The organism is Siphonobacter sp. BAB-5405 (assembly GCF_002872335.1).
GTDB lineage: Bacteria > Bacteroidota > Bacteroidia > Cytophagales > Spirosomataceae > Siphonobacter.
Genome location: NZ_NJAG01000014.1, coordinates 48,067 through 66,079 on the forward strand (window position 1 = coordinate 48,067; position 18,013 = coordinate 66,079).

Genomic DNA, 18,013 nt, shown 5'->3' on the forward strand with positions numbered 1-18,013 from the left:
TTACTTCTGCGAAATAATAGACGTTTCAATCGCCTCATACGCCGCATCCATCACTCGACGCCTGATTCGCAGGCTGGTAATCAGGTTATTGTTCGCGTTCGGATGGACGCGGTTGGAAAGAAAGATGAGTACTAGATCAGTAGCCGGATCAGCCCAGACCAGCGTTCCCGTGAAGCCCGAATGTCCAAAAGCCCGGGGCGAAGCAAAAGAAGAGATGTACGCATTGCCATTGGCATCGGGTTGCCGATCCCAGCCCAGTCCCCGATGGCTACGGAGCGTATAATTGTGTGAAAACATAGGAACGGTAGAGGGCAAGAAATACCGCCGTCCGCCGTAATACCCGTTCTGTAGATTCATCTGCATCAGAATCGCCAGATCGTTGGCTGTACTGAACAAACCCGCGTGACCCGATACACCGCCCTGAATAGCCGCATTCTGGTCGTGAACGGTGCCGCGAAGCAGGACTTCCCGAAAGACCCGGTCGTCTTCCGTTGGAGCAATTTTCCAGTCGCTTACCCCATTCCAGAGTGGACTGAAGAGCGTATTGTACATGCCCAGTGGTTCGTAAAAGGCATCCTGTACCAACTCTTCCAAGGGCTGATTGGAAACCTGCTCGACGAGGCGACGCAACATAATCAGGCCCAGATCGGAATAGATAAACTTGTACTGACCCCGACGATCACGTTGCCCGGTCATCGGACTATTCACCACCCATTTCCAGACGGAATCAATGGTAGCAGGTTTGGTCCACAGGTCGCGGGCCACCAGTAACGTATAGTTCAGGGTATCTACCCGTAAATCGAAATCGGGACTGAAAATGCCTTGGGGTTTGGTACGTTCCCAGAAGGGTTGATATGCCAGCAGACCCGACTGGTGCATCAATACGTCGCGAATGACCAGGTGTTCTTTCGACGTTCCTATCAGTTCAGGCAGGTAATACGATACTTTCTGATTGAGATCCAGAAGCCCGTTTTCGTTGAGTAACATTACGGCCTGTAGCGTAGCGGCTACTTTCGTTACCGAGGCCAGGTCGTACAGGGTGGTGTCCCGAACGGGTTCGAACGGAGTGAGGTTGTACGTAAGTTTTCCGTAATTTTTCTGCCAGACTACGCGGCCTTTGTGAGCGACGAGTACCTGTCCACCGGGGAAAGCTCCCTTCCGGATCGACTCGTCCATAATGGCATCAATGCGTTGCAGCTTGCCTGAATTCATCCCCACCGTTTCGGGCTGACCGTAACTCAGTCGGCCAATGGCTTGGGTAGGCAAGCCGTGTCCTACTGGAAACAAACCTTCGACGGATACGGGCAATTTACCCAGAGCCGGAATGGCTCCGAAGAGTACTTCCGCCACGGCCGTTTGAGCATAGGGATCGCCTTCGTAACCGCATACTAACGTCGGTACTGTCGGGAAATATTTGAGGCTATACGGATTGCCAAAGGCACAAACTACCACGCGGTTACCCCGCTTCACCAACTGCTTGATGAATTCTACCGACGCCCAGGAAACCCCGTAGTTCTGAGCTACCTTCTGCCGCATTTCGTGCAGACTCACAATAACCACCTGACTGGAATCAACCTTGCCCAGCATTTCCGCAAAAAAACGCTCGTCGGTTTTGGTACCGTTGGCGTAACACGTTACGTTGGCGTATTTGCGTAAGGTGTTCTGGAAAACGTTACCATCGCTCTCGCCAATGGCAATGGCACTCAGTTTCAGGGTATCTAGTTGGACGAATGGAATTAGTGACTGGTCATTCTTGACGACCGTTACCGCATTTTCGTACAGTTGCTGCCGCAAGGCTTCCGACTGCGGCGTTTTCAATTCTTTAACCAGCGTCTTACTCACCGGAACCGCCTGATACGGCACCAGTCCGACCCGATGTTTCGCATACAGAATTTTCTGGACGCGGCGGTTAATTTCCTCTTCGCTAATCTGGCCGCTTTCGATGGCCTGCTTGATTTTTTGTACGGAAGCTCCCACGCTTTCGGGTTGCAGTAATAGATCATTACCCGCCAGTAAGGCCTGTAAGTTGGCTTCCGGAGCGAGTTTTCCCTTCGTCACGCCCCGCATATTCATGGCATCCGTCACCACCAGTCCATTGAACTTGAGCTGATTCTTTAGCAAATCCGTAACGATGGGGGCCGAAAGGGTAGACGCAATGGGTCGGGATTCGTAGGCCGGTACTTCCAGGTGAGCGACCAGAATACTCGCCACACTGTCTTCGATTAAGGCCCGAAAGGGCGGCAGCTCAAACTGATTGAGACGGGCCAGATCGTGCGTGATTTTGGGTAAGGTACGGTGTGAATCGGTATGGGTATCGCCGTGGCCGGGAAAATGCTTGGCACAGGCTAGTACGCCCGCTTCCTGTAAGCCTCGGGCGTAGGCCTTTCCTTTTTCGGCTACGTTTACGGGATCTTCGCCGAACGAACGGTACCCAATAATCGGATTGAGCGGATTGGAGTTAACATCTACGACCGGGGCAAAATTCATCTGTACACCAATGCGTTTACACTGACGACCAATTTCCCGCCCCATTTCGTAAATCAACTGATTGTTTTGAATGGCTCCCAGGGTCATCTGATGCGGAAAGGACGTACCCAACGCCAGCCGCATCCCTAAACCGTTTTCAGCATCCAATGAAACGATGAGGGGAATCCGCGACTGCCGCTGATAGCGATTGCTCAGTTCAGCCTGTGAATACGGGTCTCCCTGAAAAAAGATTACCCCTCCAACATGATACGCTTTGATGAGTCGATCAATGGTCGCGTAGTACGATTCATACCGATTGGAGTACGTGCCAATGACAAAAAACTGGCCGATCTTCTCGTCCAGTGTCATGCTCGAAAGGGTACTGTCTACCCATAGCTGAGCGGCCGAAACTCTGGTAGAATCCAGCATCGGGTTCGTCAGTACAAGGGAAGAAACCGGTTGACTTTCCGTACTTACACGTTCAATAGATTTCGGGGATTTCCAAGCCGTCAGAGCCCACAGAACACTTAATCCCAGATAAACTAACTTATTCTTCAACATCCTGATCATCAATACGTACTACGAGAACGCGAAAATATCTCTAAAGTATGAGTTCAAAACATACATATTTCAAAAATTCGGTTCGCTTTTACGAGGGATTTGGACGAAATTCGCGTTTCTACAGTATCCAACACACCCGATTAGGAATTCATTCAGAGTCTTTTTCGGAATCATACATTCATTCGGAAGACCCATTATAAGCCGATTTTTTTCATGCAAGATATAATTCAACTCCTGCCCGATTCTATTGCGAACCAGATTGCGGCGGGCGAGGTCGTACAACGACCCGCATCGGTAGTGAAGGAGTTGCTTGAAAATTCCATCGATGCACGGGCTACGCAAATTCAGTTGCTGGTCAAAGACGCAGGTCGTACGCTGATTCAGGTCATTGACAATGGCATCGGCATGTCTGAAACTGACGCCCGAATGTGTTTTGAACGTCATGCTACCTCTAAAATCCGTACGGCAGAAGATTTGTTTAAAATCCGTACCATGGGTTTCCGGGGTGAGGCGATGGCTTCCATTGCGGCGGTAGCTCAGGTTGAATTACGGACCCGCCGGGAATCAGATGAACTGGGTACGCACCTGAAAATTGACGCTTCCGAACTGAAAACGCACGAGCCTTGCCAGACGCCCGTTGGCACGAACATCTGCGTAAAAAACTTATTTTTCAACGTTCCGGCTCGTCGGAACTTTCTGAAATCCAATCCCGTAGAAATGCGTCATATTCTGGACGAATTTCAGCGGGTTGCTCTCTCGTATCCCGAAGTGGGCTTTACATTACACCACGGCGAAACGGAAGTATATAATTTGCCGGGGGGCAAAATGTCCCGCCGGATTGTCGATTTATTCGGGAAAAATTACCGGGAGCAACTCGCGGATACGCGGGAGGAAACCCCATTTGTGAAAGTATCAGGTTTCATTGGGAAACCGGAATTCGCCAAGAAAGTACGGGGGGAGCAATTCTTTTTCGTCAATCAGCGATTCATTCGCCATCCGTACCTGCATCACGCCGTACTGAGTGGTTTTGAAGGGCTTATTCCCGAAGGCAATCATCCCTTTTACGTACTCAATATTGAGATCGATCCGGCTCATATCGACATCAACGTCCATCCGACCAAAACGGAAATTAAGTTTGATGACGAACGCTCCGTATACGCCATTGTACGGGCGGCAGTGAAACGGGCGACGGGTGTATACGGACTAGCTCCGGCCATCGACTTTGAGATGGACGTCAATCTGCTCAATCCCGCTCAATCGCTGTCGTTTCAGCAGAAAGACTACGCCAGTCACTTCGACGCCTCCGTTCACGAAAACCGAAAAGTTACCGACGAGGAATCTGCTACTCCCAGTCGCGAATCCTATGCTTCGCAAGCTTCCCGGTCTTCGGTCCCTAAACGAAATATCAGTAGCTGGGAAAAGTTGTTCGAGGGACTGGAAGGTCCGGCCCAGGAGGAGCGTCACAGTATCTTTGCCATTCCTCCCGATATTATTCCCAGCGTAAAGCCTTTCACGCCACCCATGCCTGAAGTCGGTCCGGAAGAAGAATCGATTTCGGTTGGGGCCAGTATTACCTTTCAAAGTAAGGCCAACCGGTTGCCGATGGAGGAGTCACCTACGGAACCTATTGGAGAAATTCCGCAAGAGCCTGCCCACGAGCAAACGTTCAGTTCGAAAGCGACCCCCCGCCCAGCGGCTAAAGCTCCCTTACTGGATTATGAACGGATGCTGTTTCAGGTGCATAATCGCTATGTACTCTCGCAGGTGAAATCGGGGCTTATGGTGATTGATCAAAAGGCGGCTTACGAACGCATTCTTTACGATAAATACCGGGGTTCCCTGGAAAAGCGTAATGCCGCTTCCCAGCAATTATTATTTCCGAAAACGGTTTCCCTGAACCCGATTGATTTTCAGTTGGTGATCGAAATTCAACAGGAAATACGGGCTTTAGGCTTCGATTTCGCTGAAATTGGAAAAGATGCGTTCATCCTGTACGGTATACCCGCCGAAGTGATGGACGAAAATGAAGAGGATTTGTTCGAAGGCTTACTGGCTCAGTTTCGGCAACATTACGCCGAGCTAAAACTGGATCGGCCTGAGGCTTTGGCCCGTTCGTTTGCCAAGCGTTCGGCGGCTCGCTACCTGACGCGTTTATCTGCGGAGGAAATGAGTGCCCTGGTCGATCAGTTATTTGCTTCAAGTAACCCTTCGTACACACCCGGAGGCGATCCGACCTTCACTATTCTGGGACTCGAAAAACTTGCGGGTTTATTACGGTAATCATACATTGGTACCAGTCATTCGTAGCTCAGGTCTGTTGATGGCCTGAGCTTTTTTTATAATCAGCAACAAAAGTTTATACCGTTTATGCAACAATGTTGCAAAGTATGTTACTTTTGTGAAGAATTTGTTCCACGTTTAACGAAAGGAAAGTATTTCCATTCGCAAACTTCAACGTTTTATGCAAAAGAAATTCTGGCTGTATGTGCCGCTCCTTGCTCTAGTTGCTCTCTCCTCCTGTAAGAAAGAAAATGATCCGGAACCGGACGAGAATGAATTAATCACAACAGTGCAATTAACGCTGACGGCTAATGGTAGCTCAAAAGTGTATACCTGGAAAGATGTCGATGGAGAAGGCGGACAAGCTCCGGTAATTGATTCCATCGTGCTGGCTAAAAATCAGGCGTATACGTATTCAGTTCGCTTTCTGGACGAATCCAAATCGCCCGTGGAGGATGTAACAGAAGAAATTCGGGAAGAAAGTGACGAGCACCTGGTCGTGATGACGCCTAGTCCGACTGGCTCGCTAACCGTTACTACTACGGATAAAGATCGCAATAACCGACCCATTGGTTTAGTCGGAGAGATTAAAACTTCGGCTACGGCAGTGAAGGGCAAATTGAAAGTACAGCTTCGGCATCAGCCTGGCGTGAAGGATGGCTCTCCCATTCCCGGCGATGACGACGCGAATGTCGATTTTGATGTGGAAATCAAATAAAACGTTTCGGTACGGCTGATCGTTTTGTACGATGGTCTTCCGAAAACGTTTGCTCGGAAACAGCGGCTTCTTTGGAGTCGCTGTTTTTTTGTTTTCCGTAAAAATGATTCGTGCGAAGTCGCGTACCTTTGCCGAACTTTCCCGGGCAAACCAGCGTATAACAGTATACAGCAAGCCTGTGATTTTCAGGTCATTTAAATTCTAGCAGACGTGGTCGTACCTTATAAAGAAGAGCAGGACAGCAGCAAAAAGGAGCAGGTTGCAAAAATGTTCGATAACATTTCGCACCGATATGACTTCCTGAATCACTTTCTGAGCCTGGGGATTGACATTCTCTGGCGGAAAAAAGCCATTCGTTTACTCAAGCCCGAAAAGCCCCAGACCATTCTTGATATTGCTACGGGTACGGGCGATTTTGCTTTGGAAGCTCTTGCTCTGAAGCCGAAGAAAATCGTAGGCGTAGATATTTCAGCGGGTATGCTGGCTCACGGTCGGGAGAAAATCAAAAAGCTGGGTCATGACGACATCATCGAATTACAACTGGGGGATTCAGAAAAGCTGCCCTTCCCGGACAATTCTTTTGATGCAGTGATCGTTTCTTTCGGCGTACGGAATTTCGAGAATCTGGGTAAAGGTCTGGCCGACATGAACCGGGTCCTGAAGCCGGGCGGAACCTGTGTTGTACTAGAGTTTTCCAAGCCGAAAGGTTTTCTTTTCAAGCATCTGTACAACTTTTATTTTAAGTACATTACGCCAACGATTGGAGAGTTCTTTTCAAAAGATCGGGCAGCGTATAGTTATTTGCCCGAATCCGTTCAGGCATTTCCGGATGGTAAGGATTTTCTGGCGATATACGAACAATCTGGTTTTCGCCAAACCCGGGCTATCTCTTTGACCTTTGGTATCAGTTCTATTTATATAGGAAAGAAATAATCATTTATGGCGATTGCGTTTCGAGCTATTAAAGTACAGACTTCCGCGGATCGTATTTCCGGCTCTTCTTCTTTTCAACGCTCAACGCTTACGGGCCTGATTTTTATTTTTATGGTGTTGGGTATACCCGCCGTAAAAGCTCAGAATACGATTTATCAGCGAAAACACCTGGAGTTTTACGATGATAAAACGGTTCATTACGGGTTTTTCTTTGGCCTACCCAATACGCGTTTTCAGGTCAAACACTCTGACCAATACAATACGCAGGATTCGGTCCGTTCGATGCATTCACCGAATTCCATGGGTTTCCGGATGGGTTTTTTGATGAACGTGTACCTGAGTCCACGGCTGGATTTCCGATTTTCACCGCTAACGCTTTCGATTTACAGTCGTCCCGTAGATTTAACGTACACCAACGGTACTGAACAACGATTGACTCGCGAGTCGACCTGGGTAGAATTTCCCTTCATGCTCAAGTATAAATCCGAGCGGCGGGGTAATACGCGGATGTACGCCGTGGCTGGTTTCCGGGCCGGACTAGAAGCGAACGTACGGAGAAAACAGAACATTAACCGGGGCGTAGGACAGCTGGCGACCCGCTCGGCCGATTTTAGTGTGGAATACGGGGTCGGTCTTGAACGGTTTTTCGAGTACTTCAAGTTTACCCCAGAGTTGCACTTTTCGCACGGAATCGCAAATATGATCCAACCTAATAACTCGGTAGCGAACCGGGGAATCAGTCGATTGACTTCACACACGGTAACCATTTATCTGATGTTTGAATAAAAGGAACTGTCTATCTATTGTCTATACAGTAAAAAGCCCGGCAGACTTCTATCTGCCGGGCTTTTTATGGTATAGCAAGTTTAGTCGTTCAGATTGTAATGATTGACTTTTTCGCCATTCAGAATGACCATTAAATCAGCTAAAGGAATATTCTGACGAATATACGCGGGCGTTTCCAGATCCGCTTCCCAACCCTGATCGGGGTGGTTGAGCTTATGGACAAACTCCTGAATCATTCGGGCATTGGACGAACTGAGATCTTCTTCCCGCCAGATTTCCTGCTCAATGTGTTTAACCTTATCTTCCTCATTCAGCGTAGGAGCAGGAGCCGTAAACGAAGGAGCCATGATCGGCGTTTCTACCACTGCTTCCGGTATTACGGACGAAACTTCGGGCGTAAATGAAGTTTCCGGTGTAAATGAAGCCGAAGGCTCTGGGGTATCGCGACGATATTCGTTGAATCCGTAATTAGCTACTGGCGAAGGGGCCGCTTCAACCACGGGAACGGGAGGGGCTACTACGGGAGCCGCAACCGGCTGGTTCTGATACGAGGGCAACTTCGGAGCCTGACTTACGGGCTCATCCATCGGACGTTGATATACGGAGTTACCGGGCAGATCAAAACCTGCGGCAATAATCGTAAATCGCATGGCTTTGCCCAGGCTATCGTCTGGGATGGGGCTAATTTTGAGTAAGCGAGCCTTGCCACCGATCCGGTCTTCGATGAACTTGGTGATGGCTTTCTGTTCCATCATTCGCATCGGGCAATCCTTGCTGTACGAGATGGTAATCAGGATACGCTTGGCACCTTTAATATCACGATTATCGAGCAAGGGTGAGCTCAAAGCTTCTTCAACGCAGGTGACGGCACGATCATCGCCTTCAGCCGTGTACAAGCCAATTACGGCCTGTCCAGCACCTTTCAGGATGGTCTTGACGTCATTCATATCGGAGTTGATCTTACCGGACTTGGTAACGATCTCGGAAATACAGCGGGCGGCATTGGCCAGGACATCGTCGGCTTTGGCGTAAGCCTCGTCGACGGTCATGTCCGGATAAAGCTCCAGCAGTTTTTCGTTTAGAATAACGACAACCGTATCGCAGTATTTCTGTAATTCCCGGATCCCTTCGCGGGCCTGTGCAATTTTATCTTCGCCTTCGTCATCAAAAGGAGCCGTGACAATTGCTACGGTCAGAATGTTCAGGTCATTGGCAATACGGGCGATAACTGGAGCCGCACCCGTACCCGTTCCTCCGCCCATACCGGCCGTGATGAACAGCATTTCCGTATTGTCTTCAAGGACTTTCCGGATTTCTGCTTCACTTTCTTCGGCAGCAGCCCGACCCTGAGCCGCGTCCATTCCTGCTCCAATCCCTTTCTGGTTGACGGTCTGGTTGCCTAACTGAATCTTGTAATCAATGGGGCTTTCGTCAAGGGACTGGCGATCCGTGTTACAAACGATGAAGTCTACGTCCTCAATGGTTTGGTTAAACATGTGACGGACGGCATTACAACCTCCACCGCCTACACCGAATACTTTAATGTACGAGCGGAAGTGCTTGACGGAGCTAAAGGAATAATTATGATCAAGAAGCATACTATTGAGGTTGGTTACATAAAGGCTTGTTGCCTTCACGCAATGAGTTTAGTCCGGAGGTAAAACTAAAAAGACAAGTTAGTCAATTCGGGGGATAAACAGAAAATCAAACGGCCGAGACCGTTTGATTTCCATTATACAGTTTTGGGTTCCCAACCGTCGGGACGTTGACCATTTCGTGATTCAAATTCATCTCGGAAGATGGCTTTGTACCAGGAGTTTAAATCCATGCGTAATCGCCACCATTTCCATTCCTGCTCAGGCTCAGTCTGTGGTTCAGGTTCTTTGGTTGGCTCTTTCGTTTCCGGATTCCGGGGAGGTTCGGGTGGTCGGGGGGTATGGCCGTTGTTGCCATTGGTATAGCTACCATTACTACCGTTCGATCCATTGCTCGGCATCGGACTGTGATGTTGACTGGTCGTATACGTATGCGGACGCGTGGGTACGGGTGCCTGAATAGGCGAAGGTACCGATACGAGCGATTCGTACAGCTCATCGCGGGGATCGAGTGAACGGAAGCCTAAACGGACCAGGCCCAACGCCGTTGCGTACGAAAGGTTGTTCGTCGTTTCCGGTTTCTGTTTATTGAAACCCTGATTCGGACGACCTACCTGCACGTGCATGCCCGTTACGGATCGGAATACCTCCTGAATGCTATCCAGGCGAGCTCCACCACCCGTCAGTACAATACCCGTCTTGATTTTCCGCTCATACCCGGCGTGGCGTACCACAGCTGCTACGAACGTAGCAATATCTTTCACACGAGCCTCAATAATAACGGCTACGTTTTTCAGTGATACATTTTTCGGGGGTAGACTTTCCAGTACGTTCGGTACGGCTACTACTTCATTCAGGCGAACTTCCTTGTGCGTAGCCGTACCAAAACGGAGTTTCAGGTCTTCAGCTACGTTTTCGGATACGTCACAACCAATTTCAATGTCCTTGGTGATGGCTTTTCCGCCCACGGGGAATGAAGCTACGTAGCGTACCAGCTCACCCTGTACGATTACCACATCCGTTTTTCCTGCTCCAATATCAACCAGTATGGCTCCGTGCTCTTTTTCTTCGTCACTTAGTACGGCCATTGTTGAAGCTAATGAAGCCAAATACACATGCTTGGGTGGAATGTTACTAAGACCAGCCCAATCCAAGCTTTTCAGAAGAGTACTTAAAGGCTTCAAAGGCATGGTTATTACCTGAAACTTCCCCCGTAGGTGAGTTCCGGTAACGCCCACTATATGATAATGTTCTTCAGAATCTCCGTCAACGCTATACTCCTGAGGTAATACGTGTAATATGGCAGAACCGTCAATTTTCGTACGGCCTACGCTACCTAATAAGCGTTGTAAGTCATCGTGACGTACTTCATCACCCTCAGATACGTAATCCCGCGAGATGTCACTAATTTTTGGTATACAGGCAACCTGATGACTGGCTACACTGATAAAATACTGATTTGGGGTAACGCCTGCCTGTTCAATGGCTTCTGCCAATGCTTTTTTAATGAATTTGCTGACAAAATCAGGGTTGAGAATAGCTCCTTTGGTGACAAGATTTTTAAATTTCTTATCTTTAAATTCAACCCGACTAACGCCACGCACGTCCAGTTTTTCGTCGTGATCCTGTTGACCGATCACGACGCAGACTTTGGTCGTTCCTACATCAATCCCGCAAACAATCTTTTTCTCCATACGGCACAGCTTTAGGGTTGATTGGTGTTATTGCTCATCAATTTAGTCTAGTAATTATGGCGGTTAATTACAGGAATCCTATTGTGGTTTAAAGTAATGAAAAAAATAGGATTTTGACTAGGATATTTTTTTGTGTTTTTCACTTAAAATTCTCAGTATGACTGCTTTCCGGATAATTTAAGCTCTAGCTCGTTCATGTAAAACTTGAGTATAGGATGTCTTGTAAGCTGACATTCTTCCTTTTAAAAAAACCTTTACGGACGAAGAGCCAGTAAGGTATCCGTTTTCGTGCAAACCAACTGGTTTTTATAACGAACGCTTACTTTCGAAAAACTTTTCCAACCCCTCAAGGGTAAAATTTCCCGGAAGAATAAGTTTATCTTCTGAAACTTTACATCGCGGGCAATGGCCGGACCGTATTCAATAGCCGTATCGCCTACCTGAGGCCAGAGGATAATATTTCCCGCCGCATCTACTTCCATCCATTCGAGCTGAGCCCGCCAGAGCGAGTCCGTTTGAATCGCCTCAATTAAATGAAATAAAGACGTATCCTGTCGGGCTCTCAGATGATTTTTCCGTTCAAAATACGGGCCCGAAAGCAGCATTACCCGAGCCGTATACCGCTCCGAAAGCGGCATAAACCGGCCTTCTTCGTTTAAATATCGATCTAACCCGTTATCAGGTAAATCGGTTTGAATAAGCCGGGCAATGGGACGATGGGTCTGTACATGTACTTCCAGCCAACCCCGTAAATTCCGGGCAATCTGACAATCTTTTACCAGGGGACTCGACTTCACCCGACTTTCCAGAAAGCTCAGATCAATCGTTTCAAACGACTTTCCTTCCAGAGGCTTTCTGCCGAATTCCGATAGCAGATTCTTAATGTCCTGTGACGACAACAAAGGCGTTTCCTTGCTGCCTTCATTGAGCGTAATCGTTACTTTTTCACAGGGCTGGGAAGCGTACCAGTTCTCGGCAAAAGCTACCAAAAGGCCGACTACCAGGACTCCCAGGACGACCTTTACCCAGTTTCTTAACCGAAAGATAGAAAACTTCTCCAAGTCCTTAGGGCCTGAGTTTCAAAATTTATTCTATGGTAATTAGGAAAGTCTATACTGATTTTTCCTAATCTATTTCACAAAGAAAACTATAGTTTCCTTCCTACTTTCACTTGGACTAACTCCCGCAATGGAGTGATCAACGTATCAATGTCACCGGCTCCAATGGTTACGACGATATCGAGTGGCAGGCCGTTCACCAAATTCAGTACTTCATCCTTGGTACACTGAATTTTGTCTTCACTAGTGACCTTATCAAAAATCACAGCAGCAGTAATACCGGGAATCGGTAACTCGCGGGCTGGATAAATATCAAGTACAATAGCCCGATCTGCCAGCGACAGCGATTCGGCAAAACCTTCCTGAAAATCGCGGGTTCGCGTGAACAGGTGAGGCTGGAAAATAGCCGTTACATGCCGATTCGGATACAACGCTTTTACCGATTTGAGAAAAGCCTCGATCTCCGTTGGGTGATGGGCATAGTCATCAATATAGACCGTTTCCGGAAGTTCCAGATGATATTCAAACCGACGTTTTACGCCTCGATACGAATTCAATCCGGCCCGAATTTCCTGCGGTGAAAGACCTGCCTGCAGACAAACTGCAAAGGCCGCAACCGCATTTTCAGCATTATGAAAACCAGGGACTACCAGCGTAATATCCTCGCAAAATCCACTCGGATAAACCAGATCAAATTTAAAACGGGCGTCAGCAATGCGGCAGTTTTCAACGTGATACATCCCTGACTCAAAACCATACGTACGAACTTCAGCTCTGGTCTGATTGTTTAAAGACAAACCATTTTTAAGAAACAGTACGCCTTCCGTCCTAATCTGACTAACAAAATCCCCGAATGACTTGAGTACTTCGTCGCCCGAACCATAGATATCCAGGTGATCGGCATCGGTCGAAGTGACAATAGCCAGGTCGGGATGCAGAGTCAGAAAACTACGGTCAAATTCGTCGGCTTCTACCACACATAATACTTCGTGCAGGTTTTCAGCAGGTTCATTGAGCAGAAAATTCGTTTGATAGTTCTGCGTGATACCACCCAGAAAGGCCGCTACATTCCGTCCACTGTGTTTAAGGATATGAGCAACCATAGACGAAGTGGTCGTTTTGCCGTGCGTACCCGCTACGGCAATCAGAAACATTTCTTCCGTGAGTAAACCCAGTACCTGCGAGCGTTTCAGAATGCGAAACCCTTTTTCCCGAAAATAAGCCCATTCCGTATGGTCTTTCGGAATAGCTGGAGTCAGTACGACTAATGTTTCTTCAGGGTTCTGATAGGCTTCTGGAATCTCTTCCAGAGCATCGGTAAAATGAATCGCAATTCCTTCGGCCTGTAACGCATTGGTTAGCGTGGTAGCCGTTTTATCATAACCCGCCACTGCGTACCCGTTGACGTGAAACCAACGAGCAATGGCACTCATTCCTATTCCTCCAATACCCAGGAAATAAACAGACTTATACGAACGAATGGGTTTGACTGGTACCATGCAATAAACAGAATAGAAAGCTTTTAAAAAGAGACTACAAGCGTTGCGTTTTGTTTTCGGAAATCCGTGACTAAACGTATAAACTACTGATAATCAAAAGAAAAAAATAATAAATATGATTATTGCGTCAGCTTCCATACTTCCTCGGCAATCTGTTGAGCGGCCTGAGGCTTAGCGAGTTGCCTGATTTGTTGGCCCATGCTATGCTGTACTTCCTTACTCTTGAATAATTCCAGCGTAGTCGGGATCAGCTTTTCCCGGGCTTCGGTATCTTTTACCAGTAATCCGGCCTCTTCGCGTACCAGAGCCAATGCATTTTTGGTTTGATGGTCTTCAGCCGCCGTAGGTAGCGGTACAAAGATGGAGGGCTTACCCACCAGACACAGTTCTGAAATCGATAAAGCACCGGCTCGGGAAATCACCACAGTGGCTGCTGCGTACGCATAAGGCATCTGGTTGATGAAATCCGATACCCAGATCCGATTCGAATGCAGGGCAGCTACCCGTTGACGAGCCTTGTCGATGTATAGCTTACCGGTTTGCCAGATAATCTGATAACCCGATGCAAGCAGTTGTTCGAGTCCGGCATCGATACTTTCGTTGATGGTACGGGCTCCCTGACTACCTCCAATAACGAGTAACGTAGGTACATCGGGCGATAAGCCTTTAAAATATTCCCAAACGTTGGGATCAGTTGCTGAAACACTTCCGATGTCACTCCGGACGGGATTGCCCGTCATGACTACTTTTTCGGTGGGAAAAAACGCCTGCATATCCGGATAGGCTACGCAGATTTTCCGGGCATTCTGAGCTAAAAACTTATTGGTAATGCCAGCGTAGGAATTTTGTTCCTGAATGAGATACGGTACGCCGTTCATCCCGGCCATAAGTAACAGTGGACCGCTGGCGTATCCACCGACACCGACGGCTGCGTCGGGTTTGAAATCCCGAATTACTTTCCGAGCGGCCCAGAGGCTTTTCGTTAGTTTGACGGGAAAACTAAGATTCGCTAAAAGATTAGATCGATTGATCCCCGCAATATCGAGTCCGAAAATGGGATAACCCGCCTGAGGGACTTTTTCCATTTCCATACGGCCGTTTGCCCCGACAAAAAGAATCTCCGTTTGAGGATCTTTCGCCTTGAGAGCATTGGCAATGGCAATAGCCGGAAAAATATGTCCGCCTGTTCCACCGCCGCTTATGATAATGCGTTTTGACACGTCGTTTAAAAGCTTTTTAACGTAATAGAATCCGTATTCAGCGATTTCTTTCCCAGATTCTGGAAAATAATTTCGCAAAAAAACAACGTGGCGGCTGAGAAGTCAATAAAAATTATGCAGCCATGGCAGCTTCTTCCCGTGGTTCAGCAGGTTGAGTTTCAGCGGCTTCCCGACTAACGCTTAAAATGGCTCCAATCGAAACTCCCGTAAAGAGGAGTGAAGAACCACCCCAACTGATGAGCGGAAGCGTCTGACCCGTTACGGGAATGAGTTGTACCGAAACCGCCATGTGAACCAAGGCTTGCAGTACCAGACTAAAAGCCAGTCCTGCTGCCAGGAAATAACCAAAAGCCTGACCACTCTGAATTTCAGCCTTTTTCAGTCGCCGGAAGGCTACGAAACGAACGCTACGGTACAGCAACCAAAGGTATAGAACCAGGGTAAAGACGCCTCCAACGAAACCCCACTCTTCAATCAGAATAGCGTAGGCAAAATCGGAATAAGCTTGGGTCATGAAATTTCGCTGTAAACTATTTCCGGGGCCCCGACCAATCCAGTCGCCGGAAGCTACGGCTACTAAACTGTACTCTTCCTGCGAATCAATCCGACGATCTTCCGGCGTCAGACGCTCGGGGGGACGTACTTTCTGAATGACTTGTGAGATAACATTGGTCGGACGGCTAAAGCGACCTTCCCAAGTGGTTCCCCGTGACCCAAAGGCATACGCAATCGCAAAGGCCAGCGAGCCTGCCAGCGTCAGATATACCAGATAGCGAATGGGCACCTGACCAATAAACATCAGTAACCAGCACGGAGCCATTAGTAGTAAAGCCGCACTTCCGGAGTTTAAAGCCAGCAGAAAACCCAGAAAACCGCACCAGAAAATGGGCGGTACGAAAACCAGTGGATCACTGTAATTAGCCTTGAGCCGTTTCGCCAACATGGCAGCCAGGTTCGCAATCAATGCAAACTTGGCCAAATCAGAAGGCATAAAACCGGAAAAGAATGGAATCGGTAAAGCCCGTTTCGCTCCGCCACTTTCTACGCCTAGTACCTGAACCAGAATCAGCAGCAGTACCGACAGCATGAGCAAATACCGGGATAAACTGGCATAACTCTTAAAAGGCAGTCGGTGACAAACGATGATGATGAAGAGACAAAAAGTTAAGTCCCGAATGTGTTTAAACAAGAACGACCCTGTATCAGGCAAATCGTGGAATTGATACGTACCTCGAGCCGAAAAAACCACAATCAAACCAATGGCAAGCAGAGCTAAGACAATATTCCAGATGGTACGATCACCTTCCAGACGAAAAAAGGTACGGAGTCGTTCGAGGGTCATAAAGAAAAAAGGAAGGATGAACGATAATTACGTTTACAAATGTAAATTATTTACATTTGGAAATACAAAATAAAATCAATAAAAAATGCTCCGACTTTTTTTCGGAGCATCGTCATTATCAGGACTTCGGCTATTCTTTAATTAAAACCTGCTCCTGATGATAGATCTTGGTATAAGGCCGAATGCTGTGTACGAGCCACACGTTCCCGCCGACAATGCTATGATGACCAATGACGGTTTCACCCCCTAGAATAGTCGCTCCGGAATAAATGACGACGTGATCTTCTACCGTTGGATGCCGCTTTTGCGAAGCCAGTTCTTTATTCACACTTAAAGCTCCCAAGGTGACGCCCTGATAAAGTTTTACGTGTTTGCCAATACTGGTGGTTTCTCCAATAACAATACCCGTGCCGTGGTCGATGAAAAGATGTTCGTCAATTTCAGCGGCGGGATGAATATCAATGCCCGTACGGGAATGAGCAAACTCCGTCAGTACCCGGGGTAACAGCGGAATACCCAGATCATAAAAAGCGTGAGCAATCCGATAAAAAGCAACTGCATAGAAACCCGGGTAGGCTCGTACCACTTCGTACTCGGAAGTAGCAGCCGGGTCGCCCGCCATGATGGCCGCTACATCGCTACGGAGTAAGTGATAGATCTCAGGAATCTGGTTGACAAACTGCGAGGCAATCTGCGTAGCGTCCTGAGGTAGATGCCTTTGCATGGACTGTAAAAGCTCACCTAAATCCTGTTCAATCCGATCGAATGCGGCTCCGAGTTTCTCTACGGAATCGTAGTGTTTCTTGGTTTGTTCCGGAAATAAAAGCAGAACCAGTCTAGTAACCAAACGAGCTACGGAAGAAGTCGCTGGAAAATATTCCGTAGTCGTATGGGCTTCATACAAACTTTCCAGAAAGGGGCGTGGCAACATGCAACGAGTGGTTTATAAGATCGGTATGCAATCCGTAGTTCAGGCAAACGTATACTCAACAATACGTTTAGAGCTGTCTCTACTATTGCCCAAACGGAGGAATAGGTTCCCTAGCGTCTGCTTATTTTATATATTTTTCCTTTTTCATTGGTGAGCAGTAGCTCCGTATTGCTGATAAAAACGAGCCCTTCTACCTGTCCACGACCCACTTTCAGGCAAGAAATTGGGTGCTTAAAGTTAATCTGCCCGTGCTCAATCCCAAAGAAAAAGACTTTTCCGTACGTCAATAGGGCAAAGCTTTGCCGGTCTGGACTGATGTCAGCAGCGGTAATCATGCCGTTCAAACGAATACTATCTTTTCGAATGGCCGTATGGTGTCCTTCCCGGGCCGGAATAGTATACAAAGTGGCTGTTTTATGACCCCAGTTTTTTGAAAACAAAAAGAGACTGTCCTGAGCATAGAAGAACGCTTCACAGTCAAAATTCTTGCGTGAACGTTCAGGAGGAAACGCTCGCTGATCCTCGTAATGGTATGTTATTTTCTTAGGTAAAGAAGCCGATGAATCGCTGGATAGCGAGACCTGATAGATGCATAAATCCTGCCGGGTGTTCGTATTATTGCCGATATCGCCAATGTACAGATGACCCCGATCGTCCCGACTAAGTTCCTCCCAGTCCTTGTTCATAAGTTGTGGCAGCGACCAGGTAGTAAGCAAATGGCCGGAGACGTCGATTTCGTAGAGTTCAGGTCTGCCACCCGAGTCATTGTGCGTCCAGAAGGTAGGTGTTGCCAAAGCCGTCGCCAAACCCGAATTTTCATTGGCTACGGTAGGCATTTGTCCCGTTTTCTCAATCCGGTACTGAGGTTTGGCCCGGTGAAAGCCCTGACGGTAGATGTCGGGCTGGCAAGAACACAAACTGGTTTGTATT

General features: G+C 47.9%; 13 protein-coding genes. 4 read left to right on the forward strand and 9 right to left on the reverse strand.

Features of this window, described 5'->3' with window-relative positions; translation table 11 throughout:
• Entirely contained in the window at nucleotides 1-2,895 is a 2,895-nt protein-coding gene (locus BWI97_RS13505; protein ID WP_158242754.1) for a glycoside hydrolase family 3 N-terminal domain-containing protein, read from the reverse strand.
• A 345-nt stretch (nucleotides 2,896-3,240) separates the two neighbouring features.
• Here BWI97_RS13505 and mutL point away from each other — a divergent pair, with 345 nt between their 5' ends.
• From mutL to BWI97_RS13525, 4 genes are all read left to right on the forward strand, one after another.
• On the forward strand, nucleotides 3,241-5,307 hold the full coding sequence (mutL, locus tag BWI97_RS13510; RefSeq protein WP_102201359.1) for a DNA mismatch repair endonuclease MutL: 2,067 nt from the start codon (nucleotides 3,241-3,243) through the stop codon (nucleotides 5,305-5,307).
• Between the two features lie 181 nt (nucleotides 5,308-5,488).
• Nucleotides 5,489-6,025, forward strand: a complete 537-nt coding sequence (locus BWI97_RS13515; protein ID WP_094816225.1) for a hypothetical protein — start codon at nucleotides 5,489-5,491, stop codon at nucleotides 6,023-6,025.
• 210 nt (nucleotides 6,026-6,235) lie between these two features.
• Nucleotides 6,236-6,958: a bifunctional demethylmenaquinone methyltransferase/2-methoxy-6-polyprenyl-1,4-benzoquinol methylase UbiE gene (gene ubiE, locus BWI97_RS13520; RefSeq protein ID WP_255402859.1), complete on the forward strand. Its 723-nt coding sequence runs from the start codon at nucleotides 6,236-6,238 to the stop codon at nucleotides 6,956-6,958.
• Between the two features lie 6 nt (nucleotides 6,959-6,964).
• The gene (locus BWI97_RS13525) at nucleotides 6,965-7,744 is read left to right on the forward strand and encodes a porin family protein (RefSeq protein WP_233207845.1); all 780 of its coding nucleotides are present in this window, start codon (nucleotides 6,965-6,967) and stop codon (nucleotides 7,742-7,744) included.
• An 80-nt stretch (nucleotides 7,745-7,824) separates the two neighbouring features.
• Here BWI97_RS13525 and ftsZ read toward each other — a convergent pair whose 3' ends face one another.
• The 8 genes from ftsZ to BWI97_RS13565 form a co-directional block, all read right to left on the reverse strand.
• Nucleotides 7,825-9,342, reverse strand: a complete 1,518-nt coding sequence (gene ftsZ, locus BWI97_RS13530; RefSeq protein WP_094816227.1) for a cell division protein FtsZ — start codon at nucleotides 9,340-9,342, stop codon at nucleotides 7,825-7,827.
• A gap of 134 nt (nucleotides 9,343-9,476) precedes the next feature.
• Complete coding sequence (gene ftsA, locus BWI97_RS13535; protein ID WP_094816229.1) at nucleotides 9,477-11,033, reverse strand: cell division protein FtsA; 1,557 nt, start codon at nucleotides 11,031-11,033, stop codon at nucleotides 9,477-9,479.
• 254 nt (nucleotides 11,034-11,287) lie between these two features.
• Nucleotides 11,288-12,094 (reverse strand): cell division protein FtsQ/DivIB, encoded by an 807-nt coding sequence (locus BWI97_RS13540; protein ID WP_094816231.1) that lies wholly within the window; start codon nucleotides 12,092-12,094, stop codon nucleotides 11,288-11,290.
• Between the two features lie 86 nt (nucleotides 12,095-12,180).
• Complete coding sequence (murC, locus tag BWI97_RS13545; protein ID WP_102201360.1) at nucleotides 12,181-13,590, reverse strand: UDP-N-acetylmuramate--L-alanine ligase; 1,410 nt, start codon at nucleotides 13,588-13,590, stop codon at nucleotides 12,181-12,183.
• A 119-nt stretch (nucleotides 13,591-13,709) separates the two neighbouring features.
• Complete coding sequence (murG, locus tag BWI97_RS13550) at nucleotides 13,710-14,810, reverse strand: undecaprenyldiphospho-muramoylpentapeptide beta-N-acetylglucosaminyltransferase (protein ID WP_102201383.1); 1,101 nt, start codon at nucleotides 14,808-14,810, stop codon at nucleotides 13,710-13,712.
• 112 nt (nucleotides 14,811-14,922) lie between these two features.
• Nucleotides 14,923-16,152: an FtsW/RodA/SpoVE family cell cycle protein gene (locus tag BWI97_RS13555; RefSeq protein WP_094816237.1), complete on the reverse strand. Its 1,230-nt coding sequence runs from the start codon at nucleotides 16,150-16,152 to the stop codon at nucleotides 14,923-14,925.
• Nucleotides 16,153-16,282: 130 nt separating this feature from the next.
• On the reverse strand, nucleotides 16,283-17,083 hold the full coding sequence (gene epsC / locus BWI97_RS13560; RefSeq protein WP_141217586.1) for a serine O-acetyltransferase EpsC: 801 nt from the start codon (nucleotides 17,081-17,083) through the stop codon (nucleotides 16,283-16,285).
• A gap of 110 nt (nucleotides 17,084-17,193) precedes the next feature.
• Nucleotides 17,194-18,000 (reverse strand): hypothetical protein, encoded by an 807-nt coding sequence (locus tag BWI97_RS13565; protein ID WP_102201361.1) that lies wholly within the window; start codon nucleotides 17,998-18,000, stop codon nucleotides 17,194-17,196.
• Nucleotides 18,001-18,013 lie beyond the last annotated feature (13 nt).

Excerpts from the sequence above, each read along its gene's own strand:
- BWI97_RS13505 (WP_158242754.1), bottom strand. The coding sequence starts at position 2,895 with ATGCTGGATTCTACCAGAGTTTCGGCCGCTCAGCTATGGGTAGACAGT.
- mutL (WP_102201359.1), top strand. The coding sequence starts at position 3,241 with ATGCAAGATATAATTCAACTCCTGCCCGATTCTATTGCGAACCAGATT.
- BWI97_RS13515 (WP_094816225.1), top strand. The coding sequence starts at position 5,489 with ATGCAAAAGAAATTCTGGCTGTATGTGCCGCTCCTTGCTCTAGTTGCT.
- BWI97_RS13525 (WP_233207845.1), top strand. The coding sequence starts at position 6,965 with ATGGCGATTGCGTTTCGAGCTATTAAAGTACAGACTTCCGCGGATCGT.
- ftsZ (WP_094816227.1), bottom strand. The coding sequence starts at position 9,342 with ATGCTTCTTGATCATAATTATTCCTTTAGCTCCGTCAAGCACTTCCGC.
- ftsA (WP_094816229.1), bottom strand. The coding sequence starts at position 11,033 with ATGGAGAAAAAGATTGTTTGCGGGATTGATGTAGGAACGACCAAAGTC.
- murC (WP_102201360.1), bottom strand. The coding sequence starts at position 13,590 with ATGGTACCAGTCAAACCCATTCGTTCGTATAAGTCTGTTTATTTCCTG.
- BWI97_RS13555 (WP_094816237.1), bottom strand. The coding sequence starts at position 16,152 with ATGACCCTCGAACGACTCCGTACCTTTTTTCGTCTGGAAGGTGATCGT.
- epsC (WP_141217586.1), bottom strand. The coding sequence starts at position 17,083 with ATGTTGCCACGCCCCTTTCTGGAAAGTTTGTATGAAGCCCATACGACT.